12 protein-coding genes are annotated in these 15,267 nt (G+C 69.1%); 7 read left to right on the top strand and 5 right to left on the bottom strand.

The genetic code is table 11. The annotated features are described in order from the left end of the window. Positions 1–80 precede the first annotated feature (80 nt). Positions 81–977 carry a hypothetical protein gene (locus IPG50_37370; GenBank protein ID MBK6697817.1) on the top strand — a complete coding sequence of 299 codons (897 nt, stop codon included), beginning with the start codon at positions 81–83 and terminating at the stop codon, positions 975–977. A 13-nt stretch (positions 978–990) separates the two neighbouring features. Here IPG50_37370 and IPG50_37375 read toward each other — a convergent pair whose 3' ends face one another. The 4 genes from IPG50_37375 to IPG50_37390 form a co-directional block, all read right to left on the bottom strand. Beyond that, the gene (locus tag IPG50_37375) at positions 991–1,848 is read right to left on the bottom strand and encodes a hypothetical protein (protein MBK6697818.1); all 858 of its coding nucleotides are present in this window, start codon (positions 1,846–1,848) and stop codon (positions 991–993) included. Beyond that, entirely contained in the window at positions 1,826–3,220 is a 1,395-nt protein-coding gene (locus tag IPG50_37380; protein MBK6697819.1) for a serine/threonine protein kinase, read from the bottom strand. The genes IPG50_37375 and IPG50_37380 overlap by 23 nt, the downstream gene beginning before the upstream one ends. 74 nt (positions 3,221–3,294) lie before the next feature. Then, positions 3,295–4,743, bottom strand: coding sequence for a sigma 54-interacting transcriptional regulator (locus IPG50_37385; protein MBK6697820.1), 1,449 nt, complete (start codon positions 4,741–4,743; stop codon positions 3,295–3,297). Positions 4,744–4,821: 78 nt separating this feature from the next. Beyond that, positions 4,822–6,012 (bottom strand): cellulase family glycosylhydrolase, encoded by a 1,191-nt coding sequence (locus tag IPG50_37390; GenBank protein ID MBK6697821.1) that lies wholly within the window; start codon positions 6,010–6,012, stop codon positions 4,822–4,824. Positions 6,013–6,380: 368 nt separating this feature from the next. Here IPG50_37390 and IPG50_37395 point away from each other — a divergent pair, with 368 nt between their 5' ends. The 5 genes from IPG50_37395 (at position 6,381) to IPG50_37415 (ending at position 13,148) form a co-directional block, all read left to right on the top strand. Next, positions 6,381–8,201, top strand: coding sequence for a DUF1588 domain-containing protein (locus IPG50_37395; GenBank protein ID MBK6697822.1), 1,821 nt, complete (start codon positions 6,381–6,383; stop codon positions 8,199–8,201). Continuing rightward, positions 8,198–9,736 carry a DUF1552 domain-containing protein gene (locus IPG50_37400; protein MBK6697823.1) on the top strand — a complete coding sequence of 513 codons (1,539 nt, stop codon included), beginning with the start codon at positions 8,198–8,200 and terminating at the stop codon, positions 9,734–9,736. The genes IPG50_37395 and IPG50_37400 overlap by 4 nt, the downstream gene beginning before the upstream one ends. 2 nt (positions 9,737–9,738) lie before the next feature. Further along, entirely contained in the window at positions 9,739–10,890 is a 1,152-nt protein-coding gene (locus IPG50_37405) for a hypothetical protein (protein ID MBK6697824.1), read from the top strand. A 63-nt stretch (positions 10,891–10,953) separates the two neighbouring features. Next, positions 10,954–12,600 (top strand): fumarate hydratase, encoded by a 1,647-nt coding sequence (locus tag IPG50_37410; protein ID MBK6697825.1) that lies wholly within the window; start codon positions 10,954–10,956, stop codon positions 12,598–12,600. After that, entirely contained in the window at positions 12,600–13,148 is a 549-nt protein-coding gene (locus tag IPG50_37415) for a hypothetical protein (GenBank protein MBK6697826.1), read from the top strand. The genes IPG50_37410 and IPG50_37415 overlap by 1 nt, the downstream gene beginning before the upstream one ends. On the opposite strand, the gene IPG50_37420 is transcribed toward IPG50_37415, so the two are convergent. Continuing rightward, positions 13,132–13,749: a superoxide dismutase family protein gene (locus IPG50_37420; protein MBK6697827.1), complete on the bottom strand. Its 618-nt coding sequence runs from the start codon at positions 13,747–13,749 to the stop codon at positions 13,132–13,134. The genes IPG50_37415 and IPG50_37420 overlap by 17 nt on opposite strands. Positions 13,750–14,045: 296 nt before the next feature. On the opposite strand from IPG50_37420, the gene IPG50_37425 reads away from it, so the two are divergent. Continuing rightward, on the top strand, positions 14,046–15,185 hold the full coding sequence (locus IPG50_37425; GenBank protein ID MBK6697828.1) for a VWA domain-containing protein: 1,140 nt from the start codon (positions 14,046–14,048) through the stop codon (positions 15,183–15,185). Positions 15,186–15,267: the final 82 nt, after the last annotated feature.

Raw genomic sequence — 15,267 nt, forward strand, 5'->3', positions numbered from 1 at the left:
GGGATCGCGCCGGTGAGCGGCGGGAGAGGCCGGCCGAGAGGTCGACGGTGGCCGCCCATGACGGTATGGTGCTCCACCCGATGTGGCGCTCCTTCCCCCGGCGGTATCGGTGGCCGCTCGACTCCGCGCGCGGCCGGGTTGAGGTGGGGCTCGCTTGCCTCGCGCTCGGCGGATGCGCTCAGCTTCTCGGCTACGGCGATGAGGTGACCCTCGCGAAGCCCGTCGCCGATGCGGGCCTTCGGCCTGACGCCCCCGGAGACGCGGGCCCGGGCGTCCCAGCGGACGCGGAGGAAGTTCGGCCCTTCTGCGAACGTTTCGCGAGCCCGCCGGAGTTTTGCTCAAGCTTCGACGGCCCGAACTACCTGGCCGGGTGGGAGGTCGGCCCTTCGGAGAATGGCGCCCTCGAGCGCGAGACGGCGCAGCCCCTCTCCGCCCCCGCGTCGCTGCGCGTCGTGGTGCCCGGCACCGGCGTCCCGAACTTGGGTCCCGCCGTTGCGTTCCCCGCGGTCGCGGCTCAGCGCATCGGGATCTCGACCGAGTTCGCCATTCGCGTAGACGCGGCGCCGGGCCCCGGCAGCGTTGCCGTGGCGGCGCTCCCCTACTTCACGGCGGTCTCGGGCGCACCGCCGTCCTACCTCTTGCAGTTCACCCTGGAGGTGCAGCCCGGCGGCGGCGTTGCGTTCGGACTGACGGAGGTCGACACCGCGACCTCCGCGACGCTGGTGCACCCGATCCCCGGCGCCGCCACCATCGGTGTGTGGTCGCGGGTGAAGGTCGACCTCCAGCTGGCCTCGGCGGCGGCGTCCGCGTCGAACACGTTGCGCGTCTCGGTCAACGACCAAGAGCGCGTGTCGGGCTCCCTCAGTCTCGCGCCCGGCAGCGGCGTTCCCAACGTCGGGGTCGGGATCAGCTACACCAACGCGCCGACGGCGGCGTGGACGTTAACCTACGACGACGTGGCCGTCGATCATCGTTGAGCGCGTCGCCAACTCAGAACGACGCCGCGACCGACAACGTTCGTCCGCTGAGGCCCACGTTCACGCCGCGCGGCGTCTTCGGCGACGTCAGGAGCAAGGTCACGCCCACGCCCGCGACGACGGCGCCGCCGAGCGTTGCGAACGTGGAAATGAGCGCCGCCGAGCGACCGTCGCGATCGGCGTTGACGGCGGCCTCGGAGCAGCCAGCAGCGCATTCGGCGTCGCGCTCGCTCTTTAGCGACAGGGCTCGTCCGCCGAAGGCGAGGCCGACGCCTGCCGCGACGACGCCCACGCCTGTGACGACGACGTCTACTGCGACGACGCTCTTCGTCTCTGGCGCCACCGACAAGTTGCGCGACACCGGCGGCCGGCCGTCGAGCCGGAGCTCCACGACGACTTGCCCCGCGACGACCCGGAGCTCGCCGAGCGACCCGGCGGCTCCTTCTTCGCGACCGTTGACGAACACCATGGCGCCGGGCTCGTTGGACCTCACGGTGATCCACGCGAGCTTGGCGCCGATGACGCGCAGGGCTCGCTCGAGCGCCTCCTTGTTTTGGCGGACCCACGGATCCTCGGGAGCCTCGAGCGCGGCTTTGAGATCGCGCTCCGACTCGACCCAGAGGGCCAGCGCCTGTTCGGCGAGCGCGAGCTGCGCCCGCGCGCGCGGCGTTGGCGACAGGGCGAAGGCCTTCCGAAACGCGTCGAGCGCCTCCGCGTCGCGGCCCGCGCGCCGCAATTCCACGCCGCCGCGCAAGAGCGCATCGGCCTCGGCGGAGTCGGCGGCCCACGCGGTGGAGCCCGTGAGGGTGAGCGCGATGGCCGTGGCGCGGACGAGGCGAGCGCCGGGCCTAGTCGAGGATCGGTACGCCATTGCGATCGACCTGTCCTTTCTTGGGCCCAGCCTTGGGCGCCGATGCAGGCCGCGCGACAGGCCGCAAGCGCCGCGCCGGCTGCGGCGGGCCCTCGGTCGAGGTCGAGGTCGAGGTCGAGGTCGAGGTCGAGGTGACTAGGGTCCTCGCGGACCCGTCGACATGACCGGACTCCGTCCCTTCGGGACTCCGTCCAGTCATGTTCGAGGTCGGGGTTGGCGAGGTCGAGGCGGCGGCGGACTGCTCCGGCGCGCGGAACCGTGACGACAACCAAGCCGCGCTGGCGGTCACGCTCACCACCAGCACAAGCATGCCGACGGTCCGTTTTCGTGTGTGCGCCGCGCGTTCAGTGTCGCTCGGCTCCCTGGCCGCTCGCGCCGCTTCCGTGGCGGTGGCCGTCATGGTCGCGTCGGGCGCATCGAGCACTGAGACCGGCGTCGCGGTGGGCGCGGCAGTCGTGGCGATGGCGCGGGGGACGTACGTGCTCCGCGTCAGCTCGGCACTGGCCTTGCCCGCCGTTGACGCGAACGGTTCGAGCGCGTCGGCGAGCGCGCTCACGTTGGGCATGCGCTCGTCGCGACGCTTCTCGAGGCATCGGAAGATCACGTCTTCGAGCGCGGCCGGCACCCCCGGCGTTCGATCGCGAAGCGGCCTCGGCGGATCGACGACGATGGACGCGCAGAGCGCCGCGACGGTCTCGCCCGCAAAGGGCTTGTCGCCACCGAGGAGCATGTAGAGGACGATGCCCAACGACCAAATGTCGGCCCGTTCGTCGACGTTACGGGCATCACGAATTTGTTCCGGCGAGACGTACGCCGGCGAGCCGATGAGCGCGTCGGTGGCGGTAAGCTCGTGAGCGCTTTGGGAGCGCGACTCGACTTTGGAGACGCCGAAATCGAGGATCTTGATGACCGGCATCCCGCCCGCGCGGTGAACGAGGAAGAGGTTCTGCGGCTTGAGATCCCGGTGCACGATGCCTGCCGCGTGGGCCGCCGCGAGTCCCGCGCAAACCTGCAAGATCAAGTCGACGGCGCGCTGCACCGGCAGCGCGCCCCGCTCGCGGAGCAGGGCCCGAAGGTCTTGGCCCTCCAGGTACTCGAGCACGATGTAGGGCGTCTGCGACGGAAGGAAGCCGAAGTCGAAGACCTGGACGACGTGCTCACTCCGAATCGCCATGGTCGACTGAGCCTCGCGCGTGAAGCGCGAACGAAGGTCGTCCCGTTCGATGGACTCGTGGAGGAACTTCAGCGCGACAGCGTGCCCCAAGAGCAGGTGCCGCGCGCGGAAGACGCGGCCCATGGCGCCCGAGCCGATGAGCGCTTCGAGGCGGTACTTGTCCGCGACGACATCTCCCTCGCGCGGCTCGTTGGACACGGCCCGGATGATACACGCCGGGCAACGGGCCTGAAAATGCCAGTGCGGGCTCCTGCGACCGGCGGGGGGCCTGCCTAGCCTCGCCGGAACGTGGAGAGGTCGAGCTCGTACTGGTCGAGCCAGCGACGAATCTGGAACGGCGCTTTTCCGAGGACCCGCGCCACCGCCGCCACGTTGCCGCCGTGCTCCGTGAGCAACCGCACCAGCTCGGCGCGCGGATCCGTCGGCTCGCCTTGCGGGCCCCGAGCGGGCAGCGGCGGGGCGGCCTTGGCCGACGGAAATACGAATCGAAGGTCCTCGGCTTCAAGCGCTGAGCCGCGCCGCGTGACGAGCGCGGCGGCGAGGCACGAGCGGAGCTCGCGCACGTTGAGCGGCCACCCGTGGTCGAAGAGTCGATAGGCGGCGTCGACGGAGAGCGACAGCGAGGGCAGGGCGGCCACGGCCTCCGCGCCGTGTTCACGGCCGAGCGCCGGCAAGAGCGAGCCCAAGAGCAGTCCCAGATCGCACATGCGCTCGCGAAGCGGCACGAGGTTGTGCACGAAGCCCGAGAGGCGCGCCAAGAGGTCCTCGCGAAAGGCTCCTCGTTGCACGAGCTGATCAAGCGACCGATGGGTCGCGGCCACGATGCGCACGTCGACGGGCACCTGCCTCGTGGTTCCGACGGGCGTCACCACCGCCTCTTCGAGAGCGCGAAGGAACGCGGCTTGCGAGGCGAGCGGCAGGTCGCCGAGCTCGTCCAAGAAGAGCGTGCCGCCGTCGGCGGCTCGAAAGAAGCCGAGCTCGTCGCGCGTCGCGCCTGAGAAGGCGCCCTTCGCGTGGCCGAAGAGGTGGCTCTCGACGAGCCCCTGCGGAATGGCGCCGCAGTTGACCGGTACGAAGGCGCCGCTTCGGCCCGAGAGCTCGTGGACCGCCGCCGCTGCCACTTCCTTTCCTGTCCCCGACTCGCCGAGGAGAATGACGGGCAGCCCCGCCGCGGCCACGCGTGCGAGGACTCGGTGACTCGCCGCGAGCTCAGGGCTCAGCGTCGCGAGGCGCGGCGCCGTCTGTGGATCGAGGTCGAGGTCCAGCGGTTCGTCCCGATCGATGGGCGCGTCGTCGCGGAACAGAAAGAACGAGTGGCCACACTCAATGAGATCGCCGTCTTCGAGGGTCGCCTTCGTCTTGGGCTCCTTGTTGACGAAGGTCCCGTTGCGCGACCCCTCGTCCACGAGCGTCCACGTCTTGAGCGCACGCTTGATGCGCGCGTGCGACCGCGACACGTGCGCACCGGGGATGCGAATCGTGAGGATGCGGCCGTCGGGGCCTTGTTCGCGTACGGCGCTTCGGCCCGCGCCGCCGCTCGCTCGCGTGATGACGACCTCGTCGACGCCCTTCAGCGAGTACCGCGCCGCGCCGCCGAGCGGCGCGTCGCACGACATGACGAGAAAGAGGTGCGGCGCCGTCGCTCCGCCGCTGCCACCGGCGCCTCGCCCGTCCTTCCTATGCGCCGAGGTCGCCGTGGCCTCCGCATCGGAACGCGTCATGACCTCGAACGATAGCGGAGCCGCGCGCCCGTGCGCAAACGCTGCGTAGCCGGGCTGCCGTCGCCGACGTCGGGCGCGCTACGGGCCACACTTGCCCGAGGCGACGGCCGCCTTCGTTTGCCAAAGCGTGCGCTTCGACGTCTTTTGAATGCTCGCGGCGTGGGTGGTCACCACCTCCGTGGCCCAGCCAGCCTTGAGCGTGGACGCGTGGAGCCCGTCGGCGACCATGTCGAACGCCGAGCTCGTCCCGTTGCTGCAGTCGCCGTTGAAGTTGTCCCAGGACCACGGGAAGTAGCCGACGCCGCTCGCGGCGGCGCGCGTAATGAGGTGCTGGTACGGCACGGCCTGGCCGCAGGCGCCGGGACTCACGTTTCCGAATTCGCCGAAGATGAGCGGGAGCTTCTGCGCCGCCGCGGTGGCGAGGGCCTGGTCGATGCGAGCCGTCTCACCGGCCCCGGAGTCGTAGACGTGCCACGAGAAGACCAGGTTGTGGAGCGGGTCGGCGGCGATGAGCCCCGGCGCCACGCGAAGGAGCTGCTCCACGTTGCGCCCGTAGCCCGCCGCGTCGATGACGAAGGGTGACCGAACACCGGCCGCGCGGAGCTTCTGAACGAGCTGCGTGTACGTCGCCGTGAACGTCGCATCGCTCACCGTCTGGCCCGCTTCGTTGGCGAGGTTGACCAAGAGGCGCGACTCGAACTGCTTGAGCACGCCGACGGTGGAGGCGTCGGTCCAGAAGGCCTCGATCTGCGGCATCTTCGAGAAGTCGCCGGTCGCGTCGTGCAGCTCCCACATGGGAACGAGCTCGGAATCGATGGCGCGCTGAATCGTCTGCACCGCCTCCGTCGCGGGCTCCGAGGTGAGCCACATGAAGCGGACCGCGTTGGCGCCGGTCTTGGCGATCTCCGGAAAGGAGTCGCCTTTGCGATCGGCGAAGACGGCCATCTTGTTGATGCCGCGAAGAACAACCTCTTCGCCGCACGGATCTGTGAGCTTGGCGCCGCTCGTCGCGTAGGCCGGCGCCGGTGTCTTCGCGCCGCTAGGAGTTGGCGACGGCGTAGGCGACGTCGGCGATGAACCCGCCGCAGGTGGCGCCGCGCCCAAGCCCCCATCGGTAGAATCGGGCCCCGAGACGCCACCGCCGCGCGCGCCGGGCGCTCCGGTGCTCATCGGATCGCGGGCGCCCGGGTCTGTGCCGAGCCCTTCGCCGGACACTTCGCACGCGGTCGTCGCGAGCACCGCGAGCATCGCCATTGTCGAACGTTTCATGAACGGCTCCTTCTCATGGACTGGCTCATGGGTCTGGCGTCGCCGGCGCTCGGAGCCGAGCGCATGGCTCGTTGGTCATTGCCATCGCCATCGCCGCCAGCGCCAAGCGGGATTCGTGCCGAGGGCGTTGGTTGCTGAGCGCGCACACCCGGGGCCGGTCAATTGGCGTCAACGCCACGGACCCGCGTTCACGAGGCGAGTCGCGGACCGGTTTCGCGTTTCGAAACTGTGCCGGCACACTCGCCTCGTCCGTTCCACCGCCACTGGACGAATCCTCCGAGGAGCCGATCCCGCGCGGATAAAACGCCCTGCTGCGTGGCCGCCCGAAGCGCGACGGCCCCGGCACTCGCCTTGCTCCTCCACCGCCCATGCGCGTTGGCGGCCTCGTGGTTGTTGTCCCTCTAGCAGGCGCGCTTGCGCTTGCCGGTGGTTGTTCAGAAGAAGAGTTGGGTGGCTCGCGCCGCTTCGGCGGCGAGGGGGCGATGGGCGCCGACGCGTCCGCCGACGGCAGCGGGCCTTTGGGCCCTCTCGGCGACGTCGCGTTGCCGCGCCTCTCGCGGGCCGAGTACGAAGCGACGCTCGCGGACGTTCTTCGTGAGGTCGCCCCGAAGGCTGCGACGGACATCGTCGCCGTGTTGCAGCCGACGCTCGCCACGCTGCTGCCGGACCAGGCCGTCGCGCCGCCGAAGGAGAAGCGTGGCGGCTTCACGCGCCTCGATCAGTCGGTGCAGCAAGCCTACGTGGAAGCGCCCTTCTACGTGGCCGTCGCCCTTGGCAAGGAGTTGACGAAGAGCCCGGCGCGGATCGGTGAGACGTTCGGCGCGTGCGCCGCCGCCGGCACCGCGGTCGACCGCGTCTGCGCGGAGGCCTTCGTGAAGCGCTTCGGGGAGCTCGTGCATCGACGGCCCATCAGCAACGAAGACGTGGCCTTCTACCTGACGGGGCTGCCGGCCACGGGCAACGTCACGGCGTCAGCGCTCGCGGAGCTCATCGCCGTCATGGCAAGCTCGCCGCAGTTCCTCTACCACGTAGAGAATGGGCACGTAGAGAGCGGGCAGAGCGGCGCCTCGGACGCGCCGGCGGCCGGGGCGCCAGGCGGAGAGGTCGCGCCCACCAACCTTGATGCGTGGGAGCTCGCGTCGCGTCTCTCGTATCACTTCACGGGCACGATGCCTGACGCGGCGCTCCGCGAGGTCGCGCGCAAGGGCGACCTTCTCAAGGACGACGGCTACGCGCGGGAGGTCGAGCGCCTCATGGCGGATCCGCGCGCCGAGCCGGTCTTCGACCTCTTTCATCGAGAGTGGTTCTGGCCCCTCACCGATCTGCCGCCGCTCGACGCGCGGGTCGGCGATCCGGTTTTTGACGCGTTCTCCGGCGCGAATCGACCCACGCCAGGGCTGCGTGAGCGCATGGTGAAGGAGGTCCTCGACGCCGCCAGGTGGGTCGTAGGCCATCAAGGCGGCGTCGCCGATCTGATCAACGACAAACACAACTTCGCGCGCGACGCGGATCTGGCGGCGCTCTACGGAGTGCCCGCGTGGAATGGACAAGGCGAGCCGCCGCTGCTCCCCGCCGACCGCGCCGGCCTCCTGACGCGCGCCGCGTTCCTCGCGACGGGCACCGCCAACACGCGGCCCATCATGAAGGGAGTCTTCATCCGGTCCACGCTCCTTTGCGACGACATCCCACCGCCGCCGAACAACGCGGCCAACACCCCGCTGAACCTGGCGCCAAACATGACGACGCGAGAGATCGTCGAGCAGGTCACCGAGCAAAGGGGCTCCGCCTGCGTGGGCTGCCATCAGGCGTACATCAACCCGCTGGGCTTCGCGTCGGAGAACTTCGACGCGCTCGGGCGGGGCCGCGCGGCCCAGCAACTCTTTGATGGCGCGGGCAAGGTCGTCGGTTCGAAGCCCGTGAACACGAGCACCGTGCCGAGCATCAACGCCGGCGATCCACAGGTGTCCAGCGGCATCGGCGACGTAACACGGCTCGCGCTGGCCAGCGGGCGCGTGGAGAGCTGCCTCTCGCGCCAGTACTTCCGGTTCACGTTTCGTCGCTTCGAAGGCCCCGCCGACGGACCGCTCATCGACGAGCTGACGAAGCTTTTGCGCGGCGGCGCGCCGCTCGCCCAGGTGTTCAAAGCCATCGCCCTAAGGCCGGAATTCAAACAGAGGACGTTTCGATGAGCCTTTCCCGACGACAGGTTCTGCGCGGCATCGCGGGCTTCACCTTGGCGCTGCCGTTTCTCGAGTCCATCGCCGCTCCGCGGCGTGCTGGCGCCGCCCCCACACCAGGGGCCAAGCGGTTCATCCAGTTCTGCTCGCAGCACGGCGGCATCTGGGGCTCCAACATGTACCCGGGCGACGCGACGCTCGTCGACACGTTGGCGTACGGCGGTCGGAACGTGAAGCGCGGGACGCTCGCGGCGCAGGCATCCGGTGGCGACGCCGTGCTCAGCCGGGTGCTGCGCGCGCCATCGTCGGTGCTCACGCCGGCGCTCGTGAGCAAGATGAACGTGCTGCGCGGCCTCGACGTTCCCTTCTACCTGGGGCACCACACCGGCGGGCACCTCGGCAACTTCGCGCGCAACGACGGCAACGGCGACGACGGCCGGCAGGTGCAGGCTCGCCCGACGCCGACCATTGACCAGATCATGGCGTACTCGTCGAGCTTCTACCCGAACCTCGCGACGGTGAAGGAGCGCTCCTTGGCCCTCGGGTCGCGCGTCTCCTACGGCTGGTCGAACCCGCAGACGCGGTCCGGCACGATCCAAGAGATCGTTGGCAACAAGGACGCGCGCGCTCTCTTTAGGCGCATCTTCGTTCCCAACGACGACCCCGCGGCAACGGCGCTGCCGCCCGTCGTCGACCGCGTCCTCGAAGACTACAAGCGGCTGCGCAGCTCGAACCGGCGCCTCTCGAGCGGCGATCGTCAGCGCCTCGACGACCACATGCAGCGTCTCTCCGAGCTCGAGCGCCGCCTCAAGGTTCGCGTGAGCTGCAACGTTCAGTCGGTGACGACCGACACGGAGCCGTATTTTGGTCGCGCGAACTACGACATCGATCCGGCGGCGCACGGGGAAGTCTATCGGGCGCTCAATGATGTCATCGTCGCGGCGGTGCTCTGCGACACGAGCCGCATCGCGACCATCAACATCGACGAGACCTTCTCCTCGTACGCCGGCGACTGGCACCAAGACATCGCGCACCACGCGGCGGATCCCGGCGGCACCGCTCAGGAGACGATCGCGTCGGCTCACCAGAGAATGTTCGCGAACACGTTCGCCGATCTTTGCGCCAAGCTGGACGTCGACGCGGGCAACGGCCGGACGTACCTCGACGACTCCCTCGTCGTCTGGACGCAAGAGTCGGGCGAATACACCCACGACGCGCAAGGGGTCCCCGTCATTACCGCCGGCAGCGCCGGCGGGTTCTTGAAGACCGGCAACTACTGCGACTACCGCAACAAGGCGATCGTCCTCAGCGACGGCCAGCAGGGCAACACGGCGAAGACGTATTGCGGTCTCTTGTGGCACCAGTGGCTCGGCACCGCGCTTCAAGCGATGGGCGTTCCGCGGGCCGAATACGAAGCGGCGACCGTCGGCGGATACCCGGCGGAGCGATTCTCAGGGACCTTCTTCTCCAACAACCCGCCCGAATACTTCTACCCCGCGAGCGCGTGGAACGTCTCGAGCGACGTCTTGCCGTTCCTCAAGGCCTGAAGATGATGAACACGACGACTCGCAACGGCCTCGGCAACATCGTCCGCAACATCGTCCGCAACATCGGATGGGCATGGCTCCTCACGGGCGCGGCGCTGACGGCCTGCGCCGAAGACGAGGCGCTCTCAGGTCCGCGTCCCCCTGCGCGCGCGTCGGCCGAGGGCGATGCGGGTGCGCCTGTCGCCAAGGGAGCGCCGACCGTCGGGCCCGACGCGAGCGCCGCCGTGACGTCGCCGTTTATGCCCGAGCCTGAGGCGGGAGCCCCCGTAGCGGAGGCGAGCGCGCCCTCCGTCGCGGGCCGCTTCGTCGCTGTCGGCTACGACGGCCGAAGGGCCATGTCGCTCGACGGGCGCACGTGGACCGGCGACACCCGTGAGGGCAACGGCAACGTGGACGGCCCCGAGCTCTTTCGCGACGTGGCCTTCGCCAACGGCCTCTTCGTCGCGGTCGGCGGCGGCTGCGCGGGCGGCTGCAAAGGACGCATCACCGTGACGAGCGATGGCCTCACGTGGAAGGACGTGGCGCCGGCGGCCGCTGACAACTGGCTCGGCGGCGTCGCCTACGGCAACGGCACGTGGGTCACCGTCGGCGGCTTCGCGCGCGTGCTCCGGAGCGTCGACGCGATCACCTGGACGCCCACCGATGTGGCCGACGGCTCGTTGCGCGGGATGCGGTTCGAAAGCGGTTGGTTCGTGGCCGTCGGTGACGGGGGCCGACGGCGTCGGAGTCAAGACGGGCTCACATGGGTCGACGCCACCATGGGCGGAGGCGGATTGCATTCGCTCGCCTACGGCAACGGCGTTTGGGTCGCCGCCGGGTACGGCGGGCGGCGCGTTCGGTCGACCGACAACGGCGCGACCTGGTCGAACGACGTCACGAGTGACAACACCGAGTCGGTGACCTTCGCCGAGGGTCGCTTTCTCGCGACGAGCCAAGGCGGCCCCGTGCTCACGTCGACCGACGGAGCTTCGTGGACCTCGCACGGGGGAAGCGGCGCCAGCGGCATCGCCTTCGGTCGGCCAGGCGGTCAGCCGCGCTACGTAGGCTTTGCCTGGGTGTCGACGCGCCGCGCCAGCGACGACGGCCTCGCGTGGCGCGACGCCGTCGGCGACGACGGAACGAGCGCCTTTGGTTCAGTGGCCTACGGACCCTGAGAAGCGGTCGGCCTTGAGGGCGTGCTTGTGGCCGCGCGGTGGTCGTGAAATTGTTCTCGCGCCATGGCCGACTTCAACTTCCAAGAGATCCTTCCCCTCGGCACCGACGACACGCCCTATCGACGCCTCACGACCGATCACGTCTCGACCTTTTCGGCGCAAGGGCGGACCTTTCTCTCCGTCGAGCGCCAAGCGCTCACGTTGCTCACGCGCGAAGCGATGCGTGAGATCGCCCACTTTCTGAGGCCCGCGCATTTGGGCCAGCTTCGAAACATCGTCCTCGACCAGGAGGCCTCGCCAAACGATCGGTTCGTCGCGACGGAGCTCCTCAAGAACGCCAACATCGCTGCCGCTGGCATCCTCCCCGGTTGCCAAGACACGGGCACCGCCATCGTCATGGGGAAGAAGGGCGAGCTCGTGCTGACCGGTGGCGGCGACGAAGAGGCCATCGCCCGCGGCATCTTCGAGACGTACCAGAGCTCGAACCTTCGCTACTCGCAGATGGCGCCCCTCGACATGTACAAGGAGGTCAACACCGGCTCGAACCTCCCGGCGCAGATCGAGCTCTTCGCGACCGACGGCGACGCCTACAAGTTTCTCTTCATGGCCAAGGGCGGCGGCTCCGCCAACAAGAGCCTCTTGTTCCAAGAGACGAAGGCGCTGCTCAACGAAGCGAAGCTCATGAGCTGGCTCGACGAGAAGCTGCGGACGTTGGGCACTGCGGCGTGCCCTCCGTATCACTTGGCCATCGTCATCGGCGGTCCGTCCGCCGAATACACGCTCAAGGCCGCCAAGTTGGCGTCGGCCAAATACCTCGACGCGTTGCCTCGTGAAGGCAACCGAGAGGGTCGTGGTTTTCGCGACGTGGGCCTCGAAGAGAAGGTCCTCGCGCTCACGCGGAACATGGGTATCGGCGCGCAATTTGGCGGAAAGTACTTCTGCCACGACGTCCGAGTCGTCCGGCTCCCGCGGCACGGGGCGTCGTGCCCCGTGGCCATTGCGGTGTCGTGCGCCGCCGACCGGCAAGCGCTCGGCAAGATCACGAAGGACGGCATCTTCCTCGAAGAGCTCGAGGCCGATCCGGCGAAGTACTTGCCGGAGCCCGCGGGCTTGGACGACGGCGGCGCCGTCGTGAAGCTCGACCTGAACCGCCCCATGGCCGAGCTACGGGAGGAGCTGTCCAAGTACCCCATCAAGACCCGCCTCTCGCTCTCGGGACCCATGATCGTGGCGCGCGACATCGCCCACGCGGAGCTGAAGGCGCGCATCGATCGCGGCGAAGGGCTGCCCGACTACATGAAGAACTTCATGGTCTATTACGCGGGGCCCGCCAAGACACCCACGGGCTACGCGTCGGGCTCCTTTGGTCCCACAACCGCCGGCCGCATGGACAGCTACGTCGACCTCTTCATGCAACACGGCGGCAGCTTCGTGATGCTCGCGAAGGGCAACCGCGGGAAGGCCGTCACCGACGCGTGCAAGAAGCACGGCGGCTTCTACCTCGGCTCCATCGGCGGCCCCGCAGCGCGCTTGGCCCACGACAACATCAAGAAGGTCGAGGTGCTCGCGTACCCGGAGCTGGGGATGGAAGCCGTCTGGAAGATCGAGGTCGTCGACTTTCCGGCCTTCGTGGTCATCGACGACAAGGGCAACGACTTCTTCGGCGAGACGCTGAGCCCCGGCCGGCACTTGCCGATGGTGGCGCAGTAGTGAGCTTCTCTCCGCCCGCGCGGACCATCGCGGCCGTGTGTTTTGGCATCGCCGCGGTGGGCCTCGTCGCCCGGGAGCTCTACGGCTTCTTTGCCCCGCTCGCCGGGGAAGAGGCGTGCATCGCCGCCGTCAACGACGCTCGAAGCGGTCGCGTCGGCGCGGGCGACGGAAAGAACGACCGCGCGGCGTCCGTCGTCAGGGCGTGCGCGCCGCTCTTCGGCGATGTCGCCTGCCGAGACGCCCACGAGCGCTTCGACAAGGGCGCTCCCGTCGACCGGATGTGGCGCCTCGCCGAGACCTGCCGCAACGCCTATTGCCCACGCCTCAAGGCTCCAAAACCGACGCTCTGCGACGACGGCGAGCGCGCCCCGCTAGAGCTCGCGGCGGCGTGGAGCGAGTTCGTGCCTGCCGTGCTCAAAGCCGAGCACGGCTCACGGGCCGAGCGCGTCATCGGCGTGCTTCGGGCGCCGACGGCGACGGTCGCTTCGCCGCCGCCGAGTGCCGGGGGACGCGCGGCCGCCAGCGCAACGGTCACTGCTTTTCGATGATGCCGCAGCCGACGCGGGGACCGGCGTCGCCGTTCTCGCCGCCGCCGTTGTCGGTTCCGCCGTGGATGATGAGCGCGTGACCGAGCGCGGAGGTCTCGCCCGTGTCTTCGAGCGTGAAGCCGGAAGCGGTGAGCTTGGCCGAGCCCTTGCCGGACGAATCGACGGTGAAGTTTCCGAAGTCGCCAGCGTGGTGCATTTTCGTGCCCGGCAGGCCGTGGGCCATCTTGCCGGGATTCCAGTGCGGGCCCGCCGCCGTCCCCGGGCCGCCGATTCCGCCGTCGGCGAGCTTGTCGCGGCCGCAGCTCGTGCCCTGATGGATGTGCCAGGCGCGCTGTCCCGGCGTCATGCCCGACACTTCGAGCGCGACCTCGACTTGATCGCCCCCTTGGGCGACGAACGTCGCCTGACCCGAGACGCCGCCGTCGCTGGTCGTTGCGATCTTGGCGACGGCGCGCCGTCGCTTGGCTCCCGTCGCTGCTGGTGCCGCCGGCGCGCCGGGCGCGGCCGCGGGGTTGGGCGCCGTGGGCGCGTCAGGGACGAGCGCGGGCGCGGTCTTGGCGCCGCAGCCGAGAAACAGCACGACAGCCAGGGGCTGGCCCAACCAACGATCGAGAAGACGGCGCGAGGCGATAGGGTCATGTGCGGGCTCCGGAAAGTTTCGGCGATGCTACGTCCACCCTCGTGCAAGCTGCACGGAAAACGTATCGAGGCTCACACGGCGGCACATCGCCGCCGACGGCCGCTGACGGATCGCGCGTCCATCGCGGGGAGCGCTCGGCTCGGGGATCGCGTGGGCTCTACACCTACCGCGCAGCTTGAGAACGCCGATGGATCGGGCGAGCGCCGGTGGTGAGGCGCGGTTGACTCATGGGGAACATCGGTTGCACGCTGCAAAGCATGCCCCTCTTGCGCCCCGCTCTCTCCGTCGGCCTCTTCGTTTCGGTCTTGGCAGCCTGCGGCAGCAGCACGGCCGACGACGTGAACGGGGCCGGGGGGCCTGGCAATGGCTCGGCCTTCAACACCGCCGACGGCGGTTCAGGGACCGTCAATCCGACGGACGTCGACCCGTCGAGCGCGTGCGCGACCTCGTCGGCCGTTGGCAAAGGCGTGCCCGCGTCGCTCGTCTTCATGTTCGATCGCTCCGGCAGCATGAAGGGCGACAAATGGGACGCGAGCAGCGCGGCCCTCAAGGCCTTCTTCGCGGACGCAGGCACGAAGGGGCTCGAGGCCTCTCTTCAGTTTTTTCCGCTCTACCCGAGCAACAACAAGACCTGCAAAGAGGACAAGGACTGCGGCAACGGCGACACCTTCTCGTGCGTCAACAAGCTGTGCGCGGAGATGACCTGCGCCGACGCCGACTACAAGGCCCCCGCCGTCACGATGCGGCCGCTGCCCAACGCGACCGAGTTCGCACCCGTCATCGACAACGTCGGGCTCGACGACAACACGCCGACGTTGCCTGCGCTTCGCGGCGCGCTCGCCTACGCGAAGGACGTTCAGGCGTCGGGAAAGAAGGCCGCCGTGATTCTGGTGACCGACGGTGAGCCGAACCACTGCGGCAGCAGCGTGGCCTCGGTGGCTGCAGCGGCGCAGGCCGACGCGGCGGCGGTGAAGACCTACGTCATCGGCGTGGGCAAGTCGCTCACGAACCTCAACGACATCGCCGCCGCCGGCGGCACGACGAGCGCGATCATCGTCGACACGGCGAGCAACGCCCAGATCGCCGATGACCTGACCAAAGCTCTTGGGCTCATCGCGAGCCAAGCGTTGTCGTGCGACTACTCGATCCCCGCGCCACCGAACGGCCAGACCATCGATCCCAACAAGGTCAACGTGCGCCACGCGCCGTCGTCGGGGGCGCCGGCTACGCTCACGTACAACGCGACCTGCAACGGTCCCGGTTGGCACTACGACAACCCCTCCACGCCTGGAAAAATCCTTCTGTGTCCCGCAACGTGCGACGTCGTCATGAAAGATCCCGGCGCCAAGGTTGAGGTCTTCTTCGGCTGCGCTGTAAAGGGCGGCATTCCTCGTTAGTTGACGCCCGAGCACACGTTCGGCGCGGTCGTCGCCCTCGCTGGCGGCTCGTGGTCAGCGGCGCGACCACTCGGCGCCCACA

Source organism: Myxococcales bacterium, from assembly GCA_016703425.1.
Taxonomy (GTDB): Bacteria; Myxococcota_A; Polyangia; order Polyangiales; family Polyangiaceae; genus JADJCA01.